General features: G+C 65.0%; 19 protein-coding genes. 12 read left to right on the top strand and 7 right to left on the bottom strand.

Annotated features, from left to right (window positions below):
- Both fliD and AC1DQ3_RS30185 read left to right on the top strand, forming a co-directional pair.
- The coding region (fliD, locus tag AC1DQ3_RS30190) for a flagellar filament capping protein FliD (protein ID WP_477123793.1) at positions 1–959 on the top strand (959 nt) is incomplete at its 5' end.
- Between the two features lie 123 nt (positions 960–1,082).
- Positions 1,083–2,795 (top strand): MBL fold metallo-hydrolase, encoded by a 1,713-nt coding sequence (locus tag AC1DQ3_RS30185; RefSeq protein ID WP_477123792.1) that lies wholly within the window; start codon positions 1,083–1,085, stop codon positions 2,793–2,795.
- 103 nt (positions 2,796–2,898) lie between these two features.
- Here the strand turns inward: AC1DQ3_RS30185 and AC1DQ3_RS30180 are convergent, their stop codons facing one another.
- Both AC1DQ3_RS30180 and AC1DQ3_RS30175 read right to left on the bottom strand, forming a co-directional pair.
- Positions 2,899–3,465, bottom strand: coding sequence for a TetR/AcrR family transcriptional regulator (locus tag AC1DQ3_RS30180; protein ID WP_477123791.1), 567 nt, complete (start codon positions 3,463–3,465; stop codon positions 2,899–2,901).
- Positions 3,466–3,755: 290 nt separating this feature from the next.
- Entirely contained in the window at positions 3,756–4,262 is a 507-nt protein-coding gene (locus AC1DQ3_RS30175) for a copper resistance protein CopQ (RefSeq protein ID WP_477123790.1), read from the bottom strand.
- A gap of 430 nt (positions 4,263–4,692) precedes the next feature.
- On the opposite strand from AC1DQ3_RS30175, the gene AC1DQ3_RS30170 reads away from it, so the two are divergent.
- Positions 4,693–5,019 carry a hypothetical protein gene (locus AC1DQ3_RS30170; RefSeq protein ID WP_477123789.1) on the top strand — a complete coding sequence of 109 codons (327 nt, stop codon included), beginning with the start codon at positions 4,693–4,695 and terminating at the stop codon, positions 5,017–5,019.
- A gap of 297 nt (positions 5,020–5,316) precedes the next feature.
- Positions 5,317–5,754, top strand: a complete 438-nt coding sequence (locus AC1DQ3_RS30165; protein WP_477123788.1) for a MarR family winged helix-turn-helix transcriptional regulator — start codon at positions 5,317–5,319, stop codon at positions 5,752–5,754.
- Positions 5,755–5,830: 76 nt separating this feature from the next.
- Here AC1DQ3_RS30165 and AC1DQ3_RS30160 read toward each other — a convergent pair whose 3' ends face one another.
- Both AC1DQ3_RS30160 and AC1DQ3_RS30155 read right to left on the bottom strand, forming a co-directional pair.
- The gene (locus AC1DQ3_RS30160; protein ID WP_477123787.1) at positions 5,831–6,688 is read right to left on the bottom strand and encodes an FAD synthetase family protein; all 858 of its coding nucleotides are present in this window, start codon (positions 6,686–6,688) and stop codon (positions 5,831–5,833) included.
- Between the two features lie 155 nt (positions 6,689–6,843).
- Positions 6,844–7,791, bottom strand: a complete 948-nt coding sequence (locus tag AC1DQ3_RS30155; RefSeq protein WP_477123786.1) for a LysR family transcriptional regulator — start codon at positions 7,789–7,791, stop codon at positions 6,844–6,846.
- Positions 7,792–7,932: 141 nt separating this feature from the next.
- On the opposite strand from AC1DQ3_RS30155, the gene AC1DQ3_RS30150 reads away from it, so the two are divergent.
- The 4 genes from AC1DQ3_RS30150 (at position 7,933) to AC1DQ3_RS30135 (ending at position 11,789) form a co-directional block, all read left to right on the top strand.
- Positions 7,933–8,535 (top strand): flavin reductase, encoded by a 603-nt coding sequence (locus AC1DQ3_RS30150; RefSeq protein ID WP_477123785.1) that lies wholly within the window; start codon positions 7,933–7,935, stop codon positions 8,533–8,535.
- 130 nt (positions 8,536–8,665) lie between these two features.
- Positions 8,666–10,219, top strand: coding sequence for a 4-hydroxyphenylacetate 3-hydroxylase family protein (locus AC1DQ3_RS30145; protein WP_477123784.1), 1,554 nt, complete (start codon positions 8,666–8,668; stop codon positions 10,217–10,219).
- A gap of 102 nt (positions 10,220–10,321) precedes the next feature.
- A complete protein-coding gene (locus tag AC1DQ3_RS30140; protein ID WP_477123783.1) occupies positions 10,322–10,912 on the top strand; it encodes a malonic semialdehyde reductase in 591 nt (196 codons plus the stop codon).
- Between the two features lie 40 nt (positions 10,913–10,952).
- Positions 10,953–11,789, top strand: a complete 837-nt coding sequence (locus AC1DQ3_RS30135; protein WP_477123782.1) for an intradiol ring-cleavage dioxygenase — start codon at positions 10,953–10,955, stop codon at positions 11,787–11,789.
- A gap of 64 nt (positions 11,790–11,853) precedes the next feature.
- Here the strand turns inward: AC1DQ3_RS30135 and AC1DQ3_RS30130 are convergent, their stop codons facing one another.
- Positions 11,854–12,378, bottom strand: coding sequence for an RrF2 family transcriptional regulator (locus AC1DQ3_RS30130; RefSeq protein ID WP_477123781.1), 525 nt, complete (start codon positions 12,376–12,378; stop codon positions 11,854–11,856).
- 275 nt (positions 12,379–12,653) lie between these two features.
- On the opposite strand from AC1DQ3_RS30130, the gene AC1DQ3_RS30125 reads away from it, so the two are divergent.
- Positions 12,654–13,865 (top strand): globin domain-containing protein, encoded by a 1,212-nt coding sequence (locus tag AC1DQ3_RS30125; RefSeq protein ID WP_477123780.1) that lies wholly within the window; start codon positions 12,654–12,656, stop codon positions 13,863–13,865.
- A 124-nt stretch (positions 13,866–13,989) separates the two neighbouring features.
- Here AC1DQ3_RS30125 and AC1DQ3_RS30120 read toward each other — a convergent pair whose 3' ends face one another.
- Both AC1DQ3_RS30120 and AC1DQ3_RS30115 read right to left on the bottom strand, forming a co-directional pair.
- The gene (locus tag AC1DQ3_RS30120; protein ID WP_477123779.1) at positions 13,990–15,411 is read right to left on the bottom strand and encodes a heavy metal sensor histidine kinase; all 1,422 of its coding nucleotides are present in this window, start codon (positions 15,409–15,411) and stop codon (positions 13,990–13,992) included.
- Positions 15,408–16,079, bottom strand: coding sequence for a heavy metal response regulator transcription factor (locus AC1DQ3_RS30115; RefSeq protein ID WP_477123778.1), 672 nt, complete (start codon positions 16,077–16,079; stop codon positions 15,408–15,410). Before AC1DQ3_RS30115 ends, AC1DQ3_RS30120 begins: the two co-directional genes overlap by 4 nt.
- A 148-nt stretch (positions 16,080–16,227) precedes the next feature.
- On the opposite strand from AC1DQ3_RS30115, the gene AC1DQ3_RS30110 reads away from it, so the two are divergent.
- Genes AC1DQ3_RS30110 through AC1DQ3_RS30100 form a run of 3 tightly spaced genes read left to right on the top strand, consistent with a single transcriptional unit; the run spans position 16,228 to position 18,381 of the window.
- Positions 16,228–16,866, top strand: coding sequence for a hypothetical protein (locus tag AC1DQ3_RS30110; protein ID WP_477123777.1), 639 nt, complete (start codon positions 16,228–16,230; stop codon positions 16,864–16,866).
- A gap of 55 nt (positions 16,867–16,921) precedes the next feature.
- Positions 16,922–17,560: a cytochrome b/b6 domain-containing protein gene (locus AC1DQ3_RS30105; RefSeq protein WP_477123776.1), complete on the top strand. Its 639-nt coding sequence runs from the start codon at positions 16,922–16,924 to the stop codon at positions 17,558–17,560.
- Positions 17,557–18,381: a molybdopterin-dependent oxidoreductase gene (locus AC1DQ3_RS30100; RefSeq protein ID WP_477123775.1), complete on the top strand. Its 825-nt coding sequence runs from the start codon at positions 17,557–17,559 to the stop codon at positions 18,379–18,381. The genes AC1DQ3_RS30105 and AC1DQ3_RS30100 overlap by 4 nt, the downstream gene beginning before the upstream one ends.
- Positions 18,382–18,568 lie beyond the last annotated feature (187 nt).

The following is an 18,568-nucleotide window of genomic DNA, read 5'->3' as shown; positions in this document are numbered from 1 at the left end:
CGGGCGTCACGGCCAGCATCGTCAATGACGGCGGCGCCACGCCCTATCACCTGGTGCTGACCTCCAACACCACGGGCGAAAAGTCCAGCATGCGTGTCTCGGTGGCAGACAACGGCGGCGGCGACCCCAGCACCATTGCCGGCCTGCTGGCGTACGATCCAGCCGGCACCAAGGCCATGACGGAGAACATCAAGGCTGCCGATGCCAAGCTGACCATCAACGGCCTGGACGTGACCAGCCCGACCAACGTCGTGCAGGGTGCCGCCCAGGGCCTCACCCTCAACCTGCTCAGCACCGGTGACAGCACGGTGACCGCCAACACGGACACCGGCGCGATGTCCAGCGCCGTCAAGAGCTTCGTCGACGCCTATAACACGCTACAGGCCACCGTCAAGAAGCTGTCTGCCTTCGACAAGGATATCGCCCAGGCCAACCAGGGGGCGTCCGAGGCCAACAAGATCGCCCAGGCTCCCCTGCTCGGTGACGCCACCTTGCGCACGATCCAGAACCAGTTGCGCTCCGTGTTCAATACACCGCAAGACCCCAACGGCAACACGAGCCTGGTTAACCTGACCCAGATCGGCATCTCGTTCAAGGCCGACGGCACCATGGGACTGGATACGGGCAAGCTGGGCAAGGCGCTCAGCGAGAACCGGACCGGCGTAGCGCAGCTGTTCAGCGGTGCCGACGGCAAGTCCGGCTACGGTAACCAGGTGTCGGAGATGGTGAAATCGTTCAGCGCACCCAAGGGCGTGCTGACGACCGCCAACGACGGTATCACCGCGAACCTCAAGAACCTGAAGGCCACCTACGACAGGACCTCGGTGGCGATCGACGCCACGATGTCGCAGTACCGCGCTCAGTTCCAGCAACTTGACCTGATGGTCAGCCGGATGAACTCCACCGCCTCCTACCTCACGCAGCAGTTCGCTGCGATGAACAACACGAACAACAAGTAGGTCTCTCGACCGGTCCGCCGCCAACGATTTCCTCTCGCTTTCCCTCGGTGGCATAACCGGGCGATGCCGCTACACTAGCGCCTTAAGCCTGAATCCAGCCAGTCCACCAGGAACCCGCCCCCCATGAGCGAACAAGAACAGAGCGGAAATGCCCTCCCTTTGCCATCCCGATCGACCTCCCTGCGCCACGCTGCCAGCATCCTGGTAGTACGCGATGGCGCGGCCGGCATGGAAGTGCTGATGGTGCGCCGCCCCGAGCGCAACGACGACCGCAGCAGCGGCGCCTTTGTATTTCCCGGCGGCACGCTCGACCCGCAAGACAAGACCCTGCATGAACTCTGCGCCGGCCTGGACGACGCCTGCGCCAGCCAGCGCTTGAAGCTGCCCGACGGCGGCCTGGAATATTACCTGGCGGCCGTGCGCGAATGCTTCGAGGAAGCCGGCCTGCTCTTCGCCAGCGATGCCGCTGGCGAGCTGATCGCGCTGGATACCCTTGATGCGGCGCAACATGCATGGCTGCGGCGGCCTGCCCGGCAGGGTGGTCCAGGCGTGGCACAGATCTGCGAGCGCCTCGATGTGCGCCTGGCTGTGGACCGCCTGGCCTACCACAGCCACTGGCTGACGCCGCTCGGCTTGCCCAAGCGCTTCGACACACGCTTCTTCGTGGCGGTGGCGCCCGCCGGCCAGACCGCCGCGCATGACGGCGACGAGGCCGTGGAACATATCTGGGTACGCCCCAGCGATGCCATCGACCCGGCACGCGGGCTCAAGACCGTGCCCGTCACGCGGCGCACGCTCGCGTCGATCGCTCGCTTCGACACCGCGCAAGCCTGCTTCGACCATGCCGCGCAGCAACGCGACATCGCACGCATCATGCCCCGCCTGGCCCAAGGCAGCGACGGCCCGCGCCCCGTCCTGCCGAGCGAGGCTGCCTATGCGGAGATCGAGCGCATCGACCCGCATGGCGAAGGGCATGCTCGCTATGAACTGACGGCGGATATCGCGGTGCGGCTGTCGGAGCGCATCCGGCGCGTCACCGCCAACAATGGCAGCGTCATGACCGGGCCCGGCACCAATACGTATTTGGTCGGCGATCCGGCGTGCAACGCGTGGGCAGTGATCGATCCGGGCCCCGACGATGAAGCCCATGTGGCCGCGGTGCTGGCAGCCGCACCCGGACCGATCCGCTGGATCCTCGCCACGCACACGCACATCGACCACTCCCCGGCGACACCCCGGCTGCAGGCCGCCACCGGGGCCACGGTGCTGGGCCGGCCCGCACCGCCGACGCCGCGGCAGGACCAGACGTTCCAGCCCGGGCGCATCCTGGAGCATGGCGAGCGCCTGGCGCTGGGCGACGGCTGCACGCTGCGGGTCATCCACACGCCGGGGCACGCATCCAACCACCTGTGCTTCCTGCTGGAGGAAGAGAAAACCTTGTTCACCGGGGATCACGTGATGCAGGGGTCCACCGTCGTGATCAATCCGCCCGACGGCGACATGCACGCCTACCAGGTCTCGCTGGCCGCGTTGCAGGACGAAGACCTGGAATGGCTCGCGCCTGGCCACGGTTTCCTGATGCCCAGGCCCGCCGATGCCATCCGCACCTTGATCCGCCATCGCACGCAGCGTGAGGCCAAGGTGCTCAATGCGCTGCGTGACCTGGGCGAAATCGATATCGACGCCCTGCTCGTGCGCGTGTATGACGACGTGCCCGAACACATGCTCCCGGTGGCAAAGCGTTCGCTGCTGGCGCACCTGCTCAAGCTGGTGCAGGACGGCCGCGCGCAAGAGTCCGGCTCGCATTGGCAGCTATCGGCAAATGCGCCCGGATGACGCCGCGGCATCGCCCCCTGCGTCTCAAGCAAAAAGCCGACCTCTGAAGGTCGGCTTTTTACATGTGTGCGGCCCAGGCCTCGCAGGCTGCCTACCTGGACACTTACTCGGACACCGAGGCGATCAACAATGCCGCCGCCGACTCGAGCCGTTCCGGCGCGCCGAACAGGCGGGCAACGATCAAGCCGTTTTGCAGCGCGCCGTAGATCACCTGCGCGAGCGCGCGAGCCGTCACCGGGTAGACCTTCCCGTACTCGCTTTGCGCGCGCTCGATCAGCGCCAACAGCCAGTTTTCGTTCATGCGATAGAACTGTTTGAGCTCGGCGTGGACCGACTCCGGCAGGCACAGGGTCTCGGTGGACAGCATGCCAGCCAGGCAGATCTGGTCGCCGCAGGCAGCGACGCGCAGCCAACTGAGATAGTTTTCCGCCTGCTCGCGCGGTGAAAGCGATGGATCCACGCTATGCAGCCGCTCCGAGATACGGGCGCTGTACTCCTTCACAGCCTCCAGCACCAGGTCGCCCTTGGCGGGGAAATAATAGTGGATGCTCGAGGTCTTGACCCCGACCAGCTCGGCCAGATCGCGGTAGCTGAAACCATTGAAACCGCGCTGGCGCATCAGCACCAGCGTGTGTTCGAGCAGTTGTTCGCGTACGGATTTCGTTTTCATAGCGCGATCTTATCTATCTATCGATAGATCCTCAAGCCAATTTCGTGTGCGCTCGCACAAAGCCGGTCCATGTGATTCACGCTGGCAGCACTTTTGCCACCGCGGTGACCAAAGCGCCGCTGGCCACGCAGAGAACCACCCAGCCGGTCAGGATCAGCAAACCGTCCCGTAGATTCATGATGCACTCCCACTCAAAGCCTGTCCCTGCTGCAGCCACTGGCAAGTGCGCCATTCAGGCCATGGAACCGGTGCGAACCGGCTCCCCATCCCCGTCATGCGCTTCCCTGCCCTCAGGCATTGGCGCCTTCGGTGAACACGTCGAACTTGCCGGTACGGGCACCGTCCGTGTAAGCATCGACGCTACGAGCCGGCGAAGCCGACACGCCAGTCCGATCCAGACCTGCGACGATGCGGGCACCGTCCGTGTACGGGTCGGCCTTGCCAACACGTGCGCCGTCGGTATAGGCATCGACGCTGCGGGCCGGCGACGCCGACACGCCAGTGCGATCCAGGCCTGCCACGATGCGGGCGCCGTCCGTGTACGGGTCGAACTTGCCGGCACGGGCACCGTCCGTGAACTGGTCAACGCTGCGCGCCGGCGAGGCCGACACGCCAGTGCGGTCCAGGCCTGCCACGATGCGGGCGCCGTCCGTGTACGGGTCGGCCTTGCCGACGCGGGCACCTTCCGTGAACGGGTCGAACTTGCCGCGGTGCCGGCAACGAAGGCGGCAGCCAGAGCGGCGGCGGTGATCAGGGTCTTGGCGAAGAGGTTCGAGGTCATGATGTTCTCCATTCACTTTGAGGATCCGCGCTGGCGCGGAATCGAATCGGTACGCTTTGGAAGCCTTCGCTCTTTTTGCTGTTATCTACTAGTAGATAGATAAGCCGGCCAAAAAAAACGGGGATTCCCCGGGTGTTGCGCTGGATCCTCTTTCCTGCTTCAGCTTTTCTTGCTGGGGCGGAGCAGTGGCTTCCATGTGCCGAATATTATCTACTGGTAGATAGATAGTCAAGGACTTTTTTTCGCGATCCCTGGACGGGCATGCGATGCGGCCAACACCGCACAAGGCGAATTTGCATCCTGGCAGCCTCTGTCCAATGTGCAGAAAAAAACCGCAACCGTGGCAACAAGGATTTACAACGTTTTCCTACGGACGCCGCGAAATCACTCCTACGATGATATTGGCGGGCCGCGGCATAGCGGCCGCATTACCACCGGAGCAAGAGATGCGTAAAGTCCTCACGATGACGTTATTTATCGCCGCCGCGACGGCTTCAGGCTTGAGCTATGGCCAGCAAAAGAAGTTCGATCCATACACCGACGGTGCCAAGGCCGGCAAGGCTGATCCCTATACGGATGGAGCAAAGACCGGCAAGTTTGACCCCTACACGGATGGCGCCAAGCAATCCACCCAGATGGACCTGAATGCCACGCAGGGCAAGCGCGACCCGTACACCGACGGTGCCAAGACCGGCAAGCCCGATCCCTATACGGACGGCGCCAAGGCTGGCAAGGCCGATCCGTACACCGACGGCGCGAAGTCTCCGAAGTAGTTCTCCCCCGCGTTGCCGCGCCACAAGCGGCAACGCGCATCCACCGCGGCACGCCTGGCGCGGCAAACCCGCGCGGCCCCCTCATGCCTTAGCCGCGCGGCACGCACTGATGCCTGTGGCGGCATCATCCGCGCAATCCCCGAACACGCAGGCCCGCCTCACCCTGGCACAGGAGCGGCCGGTCCCGTGGCCATTGCGTGCATAGAGACCCGTAGCGGCACCACAAGAATTGTAGATTCTGATCTTGCATTTATCTGACTTATCAAATATTATCCAGTCAGCGATCAGGAGACGGCCATGAAGCACTACACGAAAGAGACCTTTAACCTCACCGAGAGCGTCGGCTTCTTCCTCAACAAGGCCCGCAACCTCGTGCTGATGGAGATGGACACCGCCCTGAAAGAACTGGATATCACCGCACAGCAAATGGGCATCATGCTATCGCTGTCCCGCGGCATGGCCACCACTCCGTTCGAACTGAGCAAGCTGCTGGCCATCGATACCGGCCTGATGACCCGCATGCTGGACAAGCTGGAGCACAGGGGCCTGCTGACCCGCTCGCGCAGCATCGACGACCGCCGCGTGGTCAACCTGGCGCTGACCGCCAAGGGCCACAGCGTTGCCAACCAGATTCCGGAGATTGCCCCCGAGGTGCTGAATGCGCGCCTGAAGGATTTCACCAGGGACGAGTTCAATGAGTTCCTCCGCCTGCTCGACAAATTCTCGACGGCCTGAGCGCGTCCGCTCTCCGCTGATCATCCCGAACGGTGGATCGATCCATACAGAAGTCCGGAAGACCAGAACCAAACTGCTACGCCGCGGCCAACTCCCCGGCCCTGTGGAAAAAACGCAGGGCCATGCGCTCCCCGCAAGCGGCATCGATCCTCTCACGTGTCACCAGATGCACCGCGGGCGCACCCAAGGCCTGCGCTTCGCGCACCTGGAGAATGGCCGGCAACCACGGCGATGCCCCTTCCTTGCGCCTGACCGCACCCGCATAGTTGTCTGCAGCCGGCATGCACATCCCCTGCGGCAGCACCACCGAGATCGCACGCCCAGACGGCGGCTGCGCGGCGGCGATGGTCCCGGTGATTTCATGCGGGCGCGCCAGCATTGCCGCCGCCGCGCTGACATCGCCAAGCTGGATCAGCCGCCGCGTCTCGCTCGACGAGCACGGGTTGCCGGCACCGGATTCCGCCGGCGCACGCAGCGCAACGGGATCCACATCGAAGCGCCATTGCGCACCCAGCACGCGCAGATAGTCGACATTGCCCTTGCGGYCACGGCCGCAGGCAAAATTCTCGCCCACCACCAACGTGCGCATGCCAAGGTGCCTCACCAGCGTTTCGCCGACAAAGTCCTCGACGCTCTCCGCGCTGCGCAACCGGTCGAAACGCAGCACCAGGCAGGTGTCCACCTCGCCAGTGGCCGCCAGCAGCGCCATGCGATCATCCAGGCTGGACAGCAAGGGCGGCGGCCCTTCAGGATGGACGACCGCGCGGGGATGCGGGTCGAAGGTCACCAGGACGGTGGCCAGCCCGGACTGCCGGCCCCTGGCGCGCAACAGTGACAGCACCCGCCGGTGGCCGCGATGCACGCCGTCGAACATGCCGATGGACACAACCGCCCCGCCTGGCGCGAATTCGTTGGCTTCGGTGATGACTTTCATGGATGCGTCTCCCGCACGATAGGCATTCGGCCTCAAGGGCATGCAGCCAATGCTATGGCGTGAAACGCCGCGTATCCAAGGCAGGCTGGGGCATAAAGACTATAACCAGCGCTCGCCGGAGGGTTTACCTGTAAGCGATTTCCCGCGGATTTCCCTCAAGCGATCTGTGCCACCGCGTGCCGCTGGAACAGCTTGCGCAGTACCGACCGGATCCACTGGTTGCCCGCTTCACGGTGCACGCGGTCGTGCCAGTAAAGCGCGATCTGGATCTCCGGCAACGCCAGCGGCGGTTCCACCAGTTGCAGCCCCATGTCCTTCGCCAGCACCGTGCCCAGGGTCATCGGCAACATCACCACCGCATCGGAATGCTTCGCGATCATGGCCGCTGCCGTGAACATCGGCACGCGGCAGACGATGTTCTCGCGCGGCACCGCGGCCTCCAGGATGCGCTCGATCGACAGGTGCTCGTGCCCGGTGCCGGCCGCCGTCACCAGCACGTGCTTCTCCGCGACGAATGCCGCCAGGCTGGGCGTGGGCCCGAGGCGCGGATGGCCGCTGCGCGTCACCGCCACGTAGTGCTCGCGCCATAACGGCTGCCTGCGCACGCCTTGCGTGAGGTTGGGAAACGAACCCACCGCGATATCCACCAGCCCGGATTCCAGCCACAGGTCGATGTGCTGCGCGTCGCAGTTGACGGCCTGCACGTACACGCGCGGCGCCTCTGCCGCCAGATGATTGATGATGGGCGGCAGCATCTGCGCCACCCCCGCATCGATGATGAAAAAACTGAAGGTCCGCTCGGCCGCGGCGGGATCGAAGGGCACGTGCTCCGAGCGCAGCGCGCGCATGCGCTCGAGAATGCCGCGCACGGGTTCCGCCAGCGCAAGCGCCTTCGGCGTGGGCTCCATGCGCAGCGATACGCGCACGAACAGCGGATCGCCGAAATACAGCCGCAGCCGCGCCAGCGTCTTGCTCAGCGCGGGCTGCGTGAGATTGAGCACGCGCGCCGCCTTGGTAATGCTGCGCTCGGCCAGCAGGACTTCGAACACCTGCAGGTGATGGAGGCCCAGTTCGTCTTCATTCCTCTGCGGAATAGTGTCCATGACGTCGTCTCAATAGTAGAAGGCCAGCATTCCAATTAGTCTACTTTCAACGCTCGGCCTTGAACACAGGAAGCGTGACTTCCCGATGATGGTGCGAAGGCGTTCCCGAAAGCGGGCCACTTCGCAAAAAGGAGATTCATCATGTCTGGCTTTCCCTTTACTGCATCCATGGCGGCGCGCGACGACAAGCCCGAAGAGACGCCCGCCACGTACTTGCCATCCGTTCCCGCCACCACGGATATCGGCCCCGGGATCACGGCGCAAGCCTTCCGCGACGCGCTCGCCAAGGCCGTCACGCCGGTCACCGTGATCGCCACCGACGGCGCCGGCGGCGTGGCCGGCGTCACCTGCTCGGCGGTGTGCTCGGTCTGCGACAACCCGCCCACCGTGCTGGTCTGCATCAACCGCAAGAGCTACGCCAATGCCATCGTCAAGGCCAACGGCGTGCTCAGCGTGAACTGGCTGCAGTCCGGGCAATCGGACCTCTCGCAAGTGTTTGCCGGCGCCGGCGCGCTGCCGATGCCCGAGCGCTTTGCCCCCGGCGACTGGAGCCCCCTGCTCACCGGCGCGCCCTGCAGCAAGGCCGCCATGGTCGCGCTGGACTGCCGCGTCGCTGACGCCTACGAGGTCGGCACCCACAGCATCTTCCTGGCACATGTGCTGGCGGCGACCCACGCCGAAGCCGTGTCGCCGCTGGTCTATTGCCAGCGCGCCTATGCCACCACGCAACCCGTTGCCGCCTGACCCCCGCGTCGTGTCGGCAACCAACCGCAAACGAACACCAGGCCGGCACTCCGTGCCACGCCAATCGCCATTGCAACACCCAATCGCATCGCAGTCCCGCGAAGTCGATTCACCCAAGGAGAAGACAGTCATGATCCGCACCGGGAAGCAGTACCTGGAATCCCTCAACGACGGCCGCGATGTCTGGGTCGGCAACGAGAAGATCGACAATATCGCCACCCATCCCAAGACGCGCGACTACGCCCAGCGCCACGCGGACTTCTACGACCTGCATCACCGCCCCGACCTGCAGGACGTGATGACCTATATCGATGAAGACGGCGAGCGCCGCGCCATGCAGTGGTTCGGCCACCGCGACAAGGAGCAGCTGCGCCGCAAGCGCAAGTACCACGAGACCGTCATGCGCGAGATGGCCGGCGCATCGTTCCCGCGCACGCCGGACGTCAACAACTATGTGCTGACCACCTATATCGACGATCCGTCGCCGTGGGAGACGCAGTCGATCGGCGCCGAGGGCAAGATCAAGGCACGCAATATCGTCGACTTCATCCAGTTTGCCAAGGAGCATGATTTCAACTGCGCGCCGCAGTTCGTCGATCCGCAGATGGACCGCTCCAGCCCCGACACGCAGCAAAAGTCCCCGGGCCTGCGCGTGGTGGAGAAAAACGACAAGGGCATCGTGGTCACCGGCGTGAAGGCCATCGGCACCGGCGTGGCATTTGCCGACTGGATCCATATCGGCGTGTTCTTCCGCCCCGGCATCCCGGGCGACCAGATCATCTTCGCGGCGACGCCGGTCAACACCAAGGGCGTCACCATCGTCTGCCGGGAGAGCCTGGTGAAGGACGATCCCGTAGAGCACCCGCTGGCCGCGCAGGGCGACGAGCTGGACGGCATGACGGTGTTCGACAACGTGTTCATCCCGTGGTCGCACGTGTTCCACATCGGCAATCCCGAGCACGCCAAGCTCTACCCGCAACGCGTATTCGACTGGCTGCACTATCACGCGCTGATCCGCCAGATGGTGCGCGCCGAACTGGTGGCGGGTCTCGCCGTGCTGATCACCGAGCATATCGGCACCAGCAAGATTCCCGCGGTGCAGACGCGGCTGGCCAAGCTGATCGGCTTTCACCAGGCCATGCTGGCGCACGTGATCTCCAGCGAGGAGCTTGGCTTCCATACGCCGGGAGGTCACTACAAGCCCAATATCCTGATCTATGACTTCGGCCGCGCGCTCTACCTGGAGAACTTCTCGCAGATGATCTACGAGCTGGTCGACCTGTCCGGGCGCAGCGCGCTGATCTTCGCCAGCGAGGACCAGTGGCAGGACGAAAAGCTCAATGGCTGGTTCGAGCGCATGAACAACGGTCCGGTGGGCAAGCCGCACGACCGCGTGAAAATCGGCCGCGTGATCCGCGACCTGTTCCTGACCGACTGGGGCAACCGCCTGTTCGTGTTCGAGAACTTCAACGGCACGCCGCTGCAAAGCATTCGCATGCTGACCATGCAGCGCGCCGAGTTCTCCGGCTCGGGTCCTTACGGCAAGCTGGCCCGCCAGGTCTGCGGCATCGACGCGATGGCCGAGCAGTCCACGGAATACACCAAGACCGCCGACTACGCCAAGGCACTCGACTCGGCCCGGCACCAGGAAGAAGTCGCACTGGCCGGCGCCATGGCGATCTGATCCCCACTAACGACACCCCCCTTGTACGAGCACCGGCGCGGCGTACCCGCGCCGGGCGCTCCGCGCTTCACCTCTGCTGACCCGACCCCAAGGAAGACCACCATGTCCACCCACGAAATGCTCGCCACCCTGTTCGCCAACGCACGCAGCCAGAACGGCTGGCGCGATCGCTCCGTTTCCGACGCGCAACTGCGCGAAATCTACGAGCAGATGAAATGGGGCCCGACCTCGGTCAACTGCTCGCCCGCGCGCATCGTCTTCGTGCGCACCCAGGAAGCCAAGCTCAAGCTCAAGGACGCGCTGGCCCCGGCCAATATCGACAAGGTGATGAACGCGCCGGTCGTCGCCATCGTCGGCTACGACACCAGCTTTTACAAGAACCTGCCCGAGCTGTTCCCGCACAACCCGTCCGTCAAGAGCTGGTTCGAAGGCGACGAGAAAGCCGCCTTTGCCGAGATCACCGCCTTTCGCAACGGCACCTTGCAAGGCGCCTACCTGATCATGGCCGCCCGCGCGGTCGGCCTGGACTGCGGCCCGATGTCCGGCTTCAACAACGCCGCGGTCGACGCCGCCTTCTTTGCCGGCACCACCATCAAATCCAACTTTATCTGCGGCATCGGCCACGGCGACCCCACCAAGGTCTTCGCGCGCAGCCCGCGCCTGTCTTTCGACCAGGCCTGCACGCTGGCATGAGCGGCCGCTTGCCCAACCCAAGAAGTCAGGAGACAACGACATGCGCAACCTCGACCAAGACACCATCACGCAGGCGGTACTCGCGCGCCTGTCGGATACCCCGGATCCGCGCGTCAGGGAGATCGTGACCAGCCTGGTGCAGCATCTGCACAGCTTCGCGCGCGAGGTGAAACTCACCGAAGCCGAATGGCTCAAGGGCATCCAGTACCTCACCGCCACCGGCCAGAAGTGCGACGACAAGCGCCAGGAGTTCATCCTGCTCAGCGATGTGCTCGGCTTGTCGATGCTCACCGTCTGCATGAACAACCAGAAGCCGCCGGGCTGCACCGAATCCACCGTGTTCGGCCCCTTCCACGTCGAAGGCGCGCCGCATTTCGAGGATGGCGCGGACCTGGCCAATGGCGCCAAGGGCGAGCCGTGCGAGGTGCATTGCACGATCAAGGGCCTGGACGGCACGCCCGTGGCCGGCGCCACCATCGATGTCTGGCAGGCCGATGCCGACGGCAACTATGACGTGCAATACGCGGAGCTGGAAACGGCGCAGGCGCGCGGCGTGCTGCACGCGGGCGACGATGGCAGGTTCCGCTTCCATACCATCGTGGCGCAGGCCTACCCGATCCCGGCCGACGGCCCGGTGGGCGAACTGTTGCGCGCCACCGGGCGCCATCCGTGGCGGCCGGCCCACCTGCATTTCATGATCAAGGCCCCCGGCTATGAAACGCTGGTGACCCATGTGTTCCGCAAGGGCGACCAATACCTGGATTCGGACGCCGTGTTCGGTGTGCGCGAGTCCCTGGTCGGCGAGTGGATCCAGCAGGCCGATGGCGGCTACCGGCTCGACTTCGACTTCGTGCTGAACCGGGCCAGGGCCGCCTAGTCCCGCGCGGCCACCGGCGGCCCGCCTGCCGGCGTGCGTCCGCGCCGCCTCCGCGGACGCCGCCTTACTGCTCTCCAGCGTCGCCGGGTTCCGCCTGGGAAGGCCGGGTCTTGCGCGTCGGGCCCTTCATGGGAATCCCCACCAGGGAGGCAGCCCCGTCCGGTCCAAGCGCGCGGTTCAGCGCCGCGGGCTGTTCCACCAGGTCCTGCAGGCTGTAAGCGTCCAGCACCTCGAAATAGGCCCGCAACGCAGCGGCAAGCACGCCGCGCAAGCCACACACCCGCGTGATGACGCAATGGTTGTCTTCCCCCTGGAAGCACTCCACCAGGTTGAAATCCGACTCCATGGTCCGGATCACGTCGCCCACATTGATCTGCGCCGCCGGCCGGCCCAGCTCGATGCCGCCAGCACGGCCGCGCACCGTGTGCAGGAAGCCCTCCTGCCCGAGCTTCTGCACGATCTTGATCAAGTGATTCTTGGGAATGCCGAACGCAACTGCGATGCGCTGGATGGTCACAAGCTCGCCTGGGTGCACCGCGACGTAGATCAAGGTCCGCAGACTGTAGTCGGTGTAGTCAGTCAGTCTCATGGCGTGGATGCGGCTTGCGGCGTGTTGGTGGTAGGCGTGACAGCCAGGATGGCTCCGCGGCAGGCGCCGCGCGGAATCAGGCAGGTCGCCGCAGTCTAACATGGACTGCGAATACATCTTTCTGCATTGCCGCAAATTATTTGTTGCATTGCATATGCATGTTTAATAGAATCATTCCCAAGGCGCCGCAGGAAGATTGCACGCCGCCACCGCAGCACGCTGCGGATTTCTTTTCCCCTTTTTGTTGCATCAAACGTACATCTTTGGAGGTTGTCGTGCTGTCTGAAAAATCGAGACCACTGATCGACGCGAGCGTCCCCGTCCTGCGTGAACATGGCCTGGCCATCACCCGCACCTTTTACCGCAACATGTTTGCCGATCGGCCCGAGTTGACCGGCCTGTTCAACATGGGCAACCAGGCCAACGGATCACAACAGCAATCGCTCGCCTCTGCCGTATTCGCCTACGCCGCCAACTACGGCGACAACAGCGCGCTGGCCCCGGTGGTCAGCCGCATTGTCCACAAGCACGCCTCGGTCGGCATCAAGCCCAGCCACTACGCCATTGTCGCCCGCCACCTGCTTGGCGCCATCGGCGAAGTGCTCGGCGACGCCGCCACGCCGGAACTGGTGGCTGCGTGGGATGAAGCCTACTGGCTGCTCGCTGCCGAACTGATCGCCGCGGAAAGCCGCCTCTATGAACGTGCACAGACCAGCCCGGACCACCGCCAGCCCGTACGCATCGTTGCCCGCGAAGCGCAAAGCGCCGACATCACCGCCTTCACGCTCGAAGCCGTCGCCGGCACCACGCTGGCCGACTTCCTGCCCGGCCAGTACATCTCGGTCGTGGTCGAACTGGCGCCCGGCGCCTTCCAGCAACGGCAGTACAGCCTGTCCGACGCGCCCAACGGCAGCACCTGGCGCATCTCGGTCAAGCGCGAGCGCGGCAACGGCGACGCCCAGCCCGCCGGGACCGTGTCGAACTGGCTGCATGACAATGCCCGCGAGGGCGACGTGCTGATGGTCAGCCAGCCCTTCGGCGATTTCGCGCCGCGCATCGAGCCGAGCACGCCCATCGTTCTGCTCTCCGCCGGCGTCGGCGTGACGCCCATGATCTCCGCGCTGAATGCGGTCGCGCAACGCAATCCCGCACGCAAAGTGGTGTTTGGCCATGCGGCTCGCATGGCTTCGCAGGTGGCGCATTTGAAGGATGTCAAGCAAGCGGCACGGAAGCTGCCGAAGCTAACCACGCATTATTTCCTGGAGTCCGCGGAGCCAGCGGAATTCCTGGCGCAAGCCGCCCTGCCCGGCCGCATGGATCTGGATGTGATCCTGGCAGACGAGGATCTTGCGGATGCTGACTTCTACCTGTGCGGGCCGTTGCCGTTCATGCAGGCGCAGCGGGCAGCGTTGCACGCGCGGGGGGTGAAGGCCGAGCGGGTGCATCGGGAGGTGTTTGGGCCGGATTTGCTGGATGGGTTGGTGTAGGGATTCGGTTGCACGGATTTGCGTCTGGCCACCCTGGCAGCCGAGGCACGCTGCCAGGGGAACCTGGCGTCCGTGCGCCGACGACGCTATGACGCTATCGGCAGGGAGGAACCCTGCCAGCGCCTCAGGAGGCCACACCCTGCCGCGGAAAACGCAGTGCAAACCGCACCCGCCCCGGCGCCGGGCAACTGGCCTCCACGCCGCCGCCATGCAGCACCATGATGGCCTTCACGATGGCGAGCCCGAGGCCGCTGGATTCGGTCAGCCGGCTGCGCGCCGCGTCCCCGCGATAGAAGCGGTCGAACAGGCGGTCAAGCTGGCCCTGCGGAATGGCATCGCCCTGGTTCTCGACCGCGACGACGATGCCGTCGGCTTGCTCGACGCCGCTGAGCCTCACCACACTGCCCGGCGCGCCGTAGCGCACGGCATTGACCACAAGGTTGTTGATGGCGCGGCGGCACAGCAGCGGATTGGCCCAGAGCGTCCCGCCCGCTGCCACCTCGAACGTCATGCCCTTCTCGTCCGCCGGACCTTCGAAATATTCGGCGATCTTCCTGAGTTCGTCGGGCAACGGCACCTGTGCGCGCTCGATGACCAGGCCGGCGTGGTCCGCCTGGGCCAGGAACAGGATGTTCTCGGCGATATGGCCAAGCCGGTTGAGCTCTTCGAGATTGGACTCGAGGAGTTCCTGGTACTCCTCCGGCCGGCGTGCCCGGCTGAGCGTGACCTGGGTCTGCCCGATCAGCGCACCCACGGGCGTGCGTATCTCGTGGGCGAGGTCGGCGGAGAACTGGGTCAGGCGCTCGTAGCCATCGGCCAGGCGGTCCAGCATGGCATTGAAGGCACCGACCAGACTGCGCAGTTCGGCGGGCGCATCGCGCTCGTCCAGGCGCATCGCCAGGCTGGCCGGACTGATCTCGGCAGCGCGCGCTGCAATGCTGCCGACCGGTTTCAACCCGCGCCGAATGGCGAAGAACGCAAGCGCGGTTGCCGCCAGCATGCCGACCAGCGCGGCCAGCACTACCCGGTTGCGGTAGGCGGCGAGCATCTGCACTTCGTTGCTCATCTGATGCGCCGCGATGACCTCGACCACGCTGCCATCCTCGCTGGAGCGCGCCGTCGCGGCCGCCCAGTGCACCGGCACGCCGTTTGCCAGACGGGTGCGCAGGATGCTGGCCGTGGTCGGGCCGGTGCGATCTCCCGCCACGGTCGGGGCGAGTTCTGCCGGAACCTGCAGGTTATCGGGATTGACGTGAATAAATGGCGGCTCTCCCGGCTTGCGGAAGATCAGCACATCGCGCTCGGCGCCGAGCATGGACTCGAACAGCATGGGCCGGCCCTTGAGCTCGCCGACCGTGTACACATCGCTCGCCAGCCGGCGGAAATGCACGACCCGCCCGATCAGCTGGATATCCGCCCGGGCTTCCATCGACGTTTTCACGGACTGGTAGAAATAAGCGCCCAGCGCGCCGATCACCACGCAGGCGATGGCGGCGAACGATAGCGTGGTGCGTGCCGTGAGCGAGCGCAAGGACCAGGGTTTCACGTGCCGTCGCCGAAGGTGTAGCCGATGCTGCGCACGGTATGGATGAGCTTCCTGTCGAAGGGGTGGTCGATCTTGGCACGCAGGCGCTTGATCGCCACGTCAACGACATTGGTGTCGCTGTCGAAGTTCATGTCCCACACCTCGGCGGCGATCAGCGTGCGCGACAGCGCTTCGCCCTGGCGCTTGACCAGCAGGTGCAGCAGCAGGAATTCCTTGTTGGTCAGCGCGATCTCGATACCCTGGCGCGTCACCTTGCGGCGCAGCACATCGAGCTTGAGGTCGGCGAACTCGAACAGCTCCGCCTCGCGCACCACGCCGCGCCGCAGCAGGGTGCGGATGCGCAGCACCAGTTCGATGAAGGAGAAGGGCTTGACCAGGTAGTCGTCGGCGCCGAGTTCGAGGCCGTGGATACGGTCGTTCACGTGGTCGCGCGCGGTCAGGAAGATCACCGGCAGGTCGCGCCGCGCGCGCAGCGTGCGCATGATTTCCCAGCCGTCGATGCCGGGCAGCATGACGTCGAGCACAACGAGATCGTAGGGATGCTCCAGCGCCATGTGCAAGCCATCCGTGCCGGTGCGCGCGAGATCGACGGCATAGCCGCTTTCGCGCAGTCCCTTCCTGAGGTAGTCGCCGGTCTTGGGGTCGTCTTCGATGACGAGGATGCTCATGATGCGCAAGGTTGGTCAGCGGGTGTGCTGACATTCTAGCGGGGGGCGGCCCGTGTTTCATGACACTTTTGTCATCAAAAAGTCACCCGGACGACCAGCCCATCGGCCTAACCTAGGCAGCACTTTCCATCGTTCCAGGAGTTCCAGGATGAAGACCGTTTCGAGCTTGTTGATGCGTACCGTAGCCCCGGCCATGCTTGCCGGCGCGATGCTGGCGGCTGCCCCCGCCGTGCTGGCGCAGCCCGCCCCCGCCGCCACGCCCACGGGCGTGCGCGGCACCGTGACCGCGCTCTCCGGCGACACGCTGAAGGTGCGCACGCGTTCGGGCCAGGACCTGGACGTGGGCCTGGCCAAGGACACGGCGGTGCGCGCGGTGACGCTGGCCACGGTCGACGAGATCAAGCCCGGCAGCTATATCGGCTCGGCCGCCGTGCCGCAGGCGGACGGCTCGCTCAAGGCGCTGGAGGTACACGTGTTCCCGCCGAGCATGCGTGGCACCGGCGACGGGCATCGCGCCTGGGATCTCGGCAAGAACAGCAGCATGACCAACGGTACCGTGGGCAACGTGGTGGTGAGCAATGGCCGCACCATCACCGTGAAGTACGCGGATGGCGAAAAGCGCATCGTGATCCCGAATGACGTGCCCATCGTCAACCTGGAGGCGGGCGACCGCTCGCTGCTGGTCCCGGGCGCGCATATCGTGCTGTTTGCCAGCAAGGGCGCCGAAGGCGCGCTGACCGCGCGCTTTATCTCCGCAGGCAAGGCAGGCGTCGTGCCGCCGATGTAATCGCTGCACGGGCCGGCTCGGGCCGGCCCCTTCCATCCAACGCACGCTCCCCGCCATGCGCAAGCCACTCTCTTCCGAACCCGTGCGGCGCGCCGTCGTCCATCCGCTGGTCGTCCGCGCAACGCACTGGATCAACGCCCTCGCCATGATCTGCATGGTGATGAGCGGCTGGGCCATCTACAACGCCTCGCCACTGTTCCCGTTCAGGTTTCCGGCATGGGCTACCGTGGGCGGCTGGCTGGGCGGCTCGATCGCATGGCATTTCGCGGCGATGTGGCTGCTGTGCCTGAATGCCCTGCTCTATCTGGCCCATGGCATTGCCACCCGGCACTTTCGCCGCCGTTTCCTGCCGCTGAGCGCGCGCGGCGTGCTGCATGACGCGTCGCTGGCCATCCGCTTGCGCCTGCCGCATCGGCGCGGCAGCTACAACGCGGTGCAGCGGCTGATGTACGTGGCAGTCCTGCTGCTTGGCGTGCTGGTGGTGGCCTCCGGCCTGGCTATCTGGAAGCCCGTGCAACTGGACTGGCTGGCGGCACTGTTCGGTGGCTTCGACATGGCGCGCCATGTACATTTCTTCGCCATGGCGGGCATCGTGGGCTTTGTGGCGCTGCACCTGGCGCTGGTCATCCTGGTGCCGGCCACTTTGCTGCCGATGCTTACCGGGCGTGCCAATCATGGAGACGCGAAAGCATGAGCGCCCCTTCCGACAAGACGCGGATCGTCCGCCTGGATGGCGAGACCGGAGCCGGATCCCGTATCGCCACGCACGCCGCGCAGCGCCTCGACGCGGCGGATTTCAAACCCCAGCTTGCCCGGCTCCAGCGGCGCATGTTCCTGCGTTCCTCGCTGTCGCTCGGCGCCCTGTCCATGCTGGCGGGCTGCACGCTGCAGGATGGCGATACCGTGGACAAGGTGCTGTGGTCGATGTCGCGCTGGAACGATCGCGTGCAGGCCTGGCTGTTCAATCGCAACCGCCTGGCACCCAGCTACGCGCGCAGCCAGATCACCAGGCCATTTCCCTTCAACGCCTTCTACCCCGAGTTCGACGTGCCCGAAGTCGACGGCGCGGACTACCGTCTCGAAGTCTCCGGGCTGGTAGCAGACAAGCACGCATGGAGCCTGGCTCAACTGCGTGCGTTGCCGCAGGCGGGACAGATCACGCGCCATATCTGCATCGAAGGCTGGAGCGCGATCGGCGAATGGCGCGGCGTGCCGCTGCGGACCTTCCTGGAACGGATTGGCGCCGACACCACCGCCCGCTATGTCGGCTTCAAATGCGCGGACCGCTATTACTCCAGCCTCGACATGGCGACCGCCCTGCATCCGCAGACCATGCTGGCGCTGGATTTCGGCAGCGAACCATTGCCGGCCCGGTATGGCTACCCGCTGAAGCTGCGCGTGCCGACCAAGCTCGGGTTCAAGAATCCCAAGCATATCGCGGCGCTCTTTGTGACCAACCAGAATCCCGGAGGATACTGGGAAGACCAGGGATATAACTGGTTCAGCGGGCTGTAGCAGGCTGTAGCAGCTTGTAGCAGCCTGTAGCGGGTGATACAGCGGTGATACAACGCGTTTGTGCCTCACAATACACAATCGCACTCCCCGACATTCCCACCGTGATGGCAGATGCGTAAGATCAGGCCATAAGCAATAAGCACTACCGGCAGCATGGGTGGCGCGCACTCCGCAATGTCCTTGCACG

The organism is Cupriavidus sp. 01T418, assembly GCF_056398885.1.
This window is presented reverse-complemented; position numbering and strand designations above follow the sequence as displayed.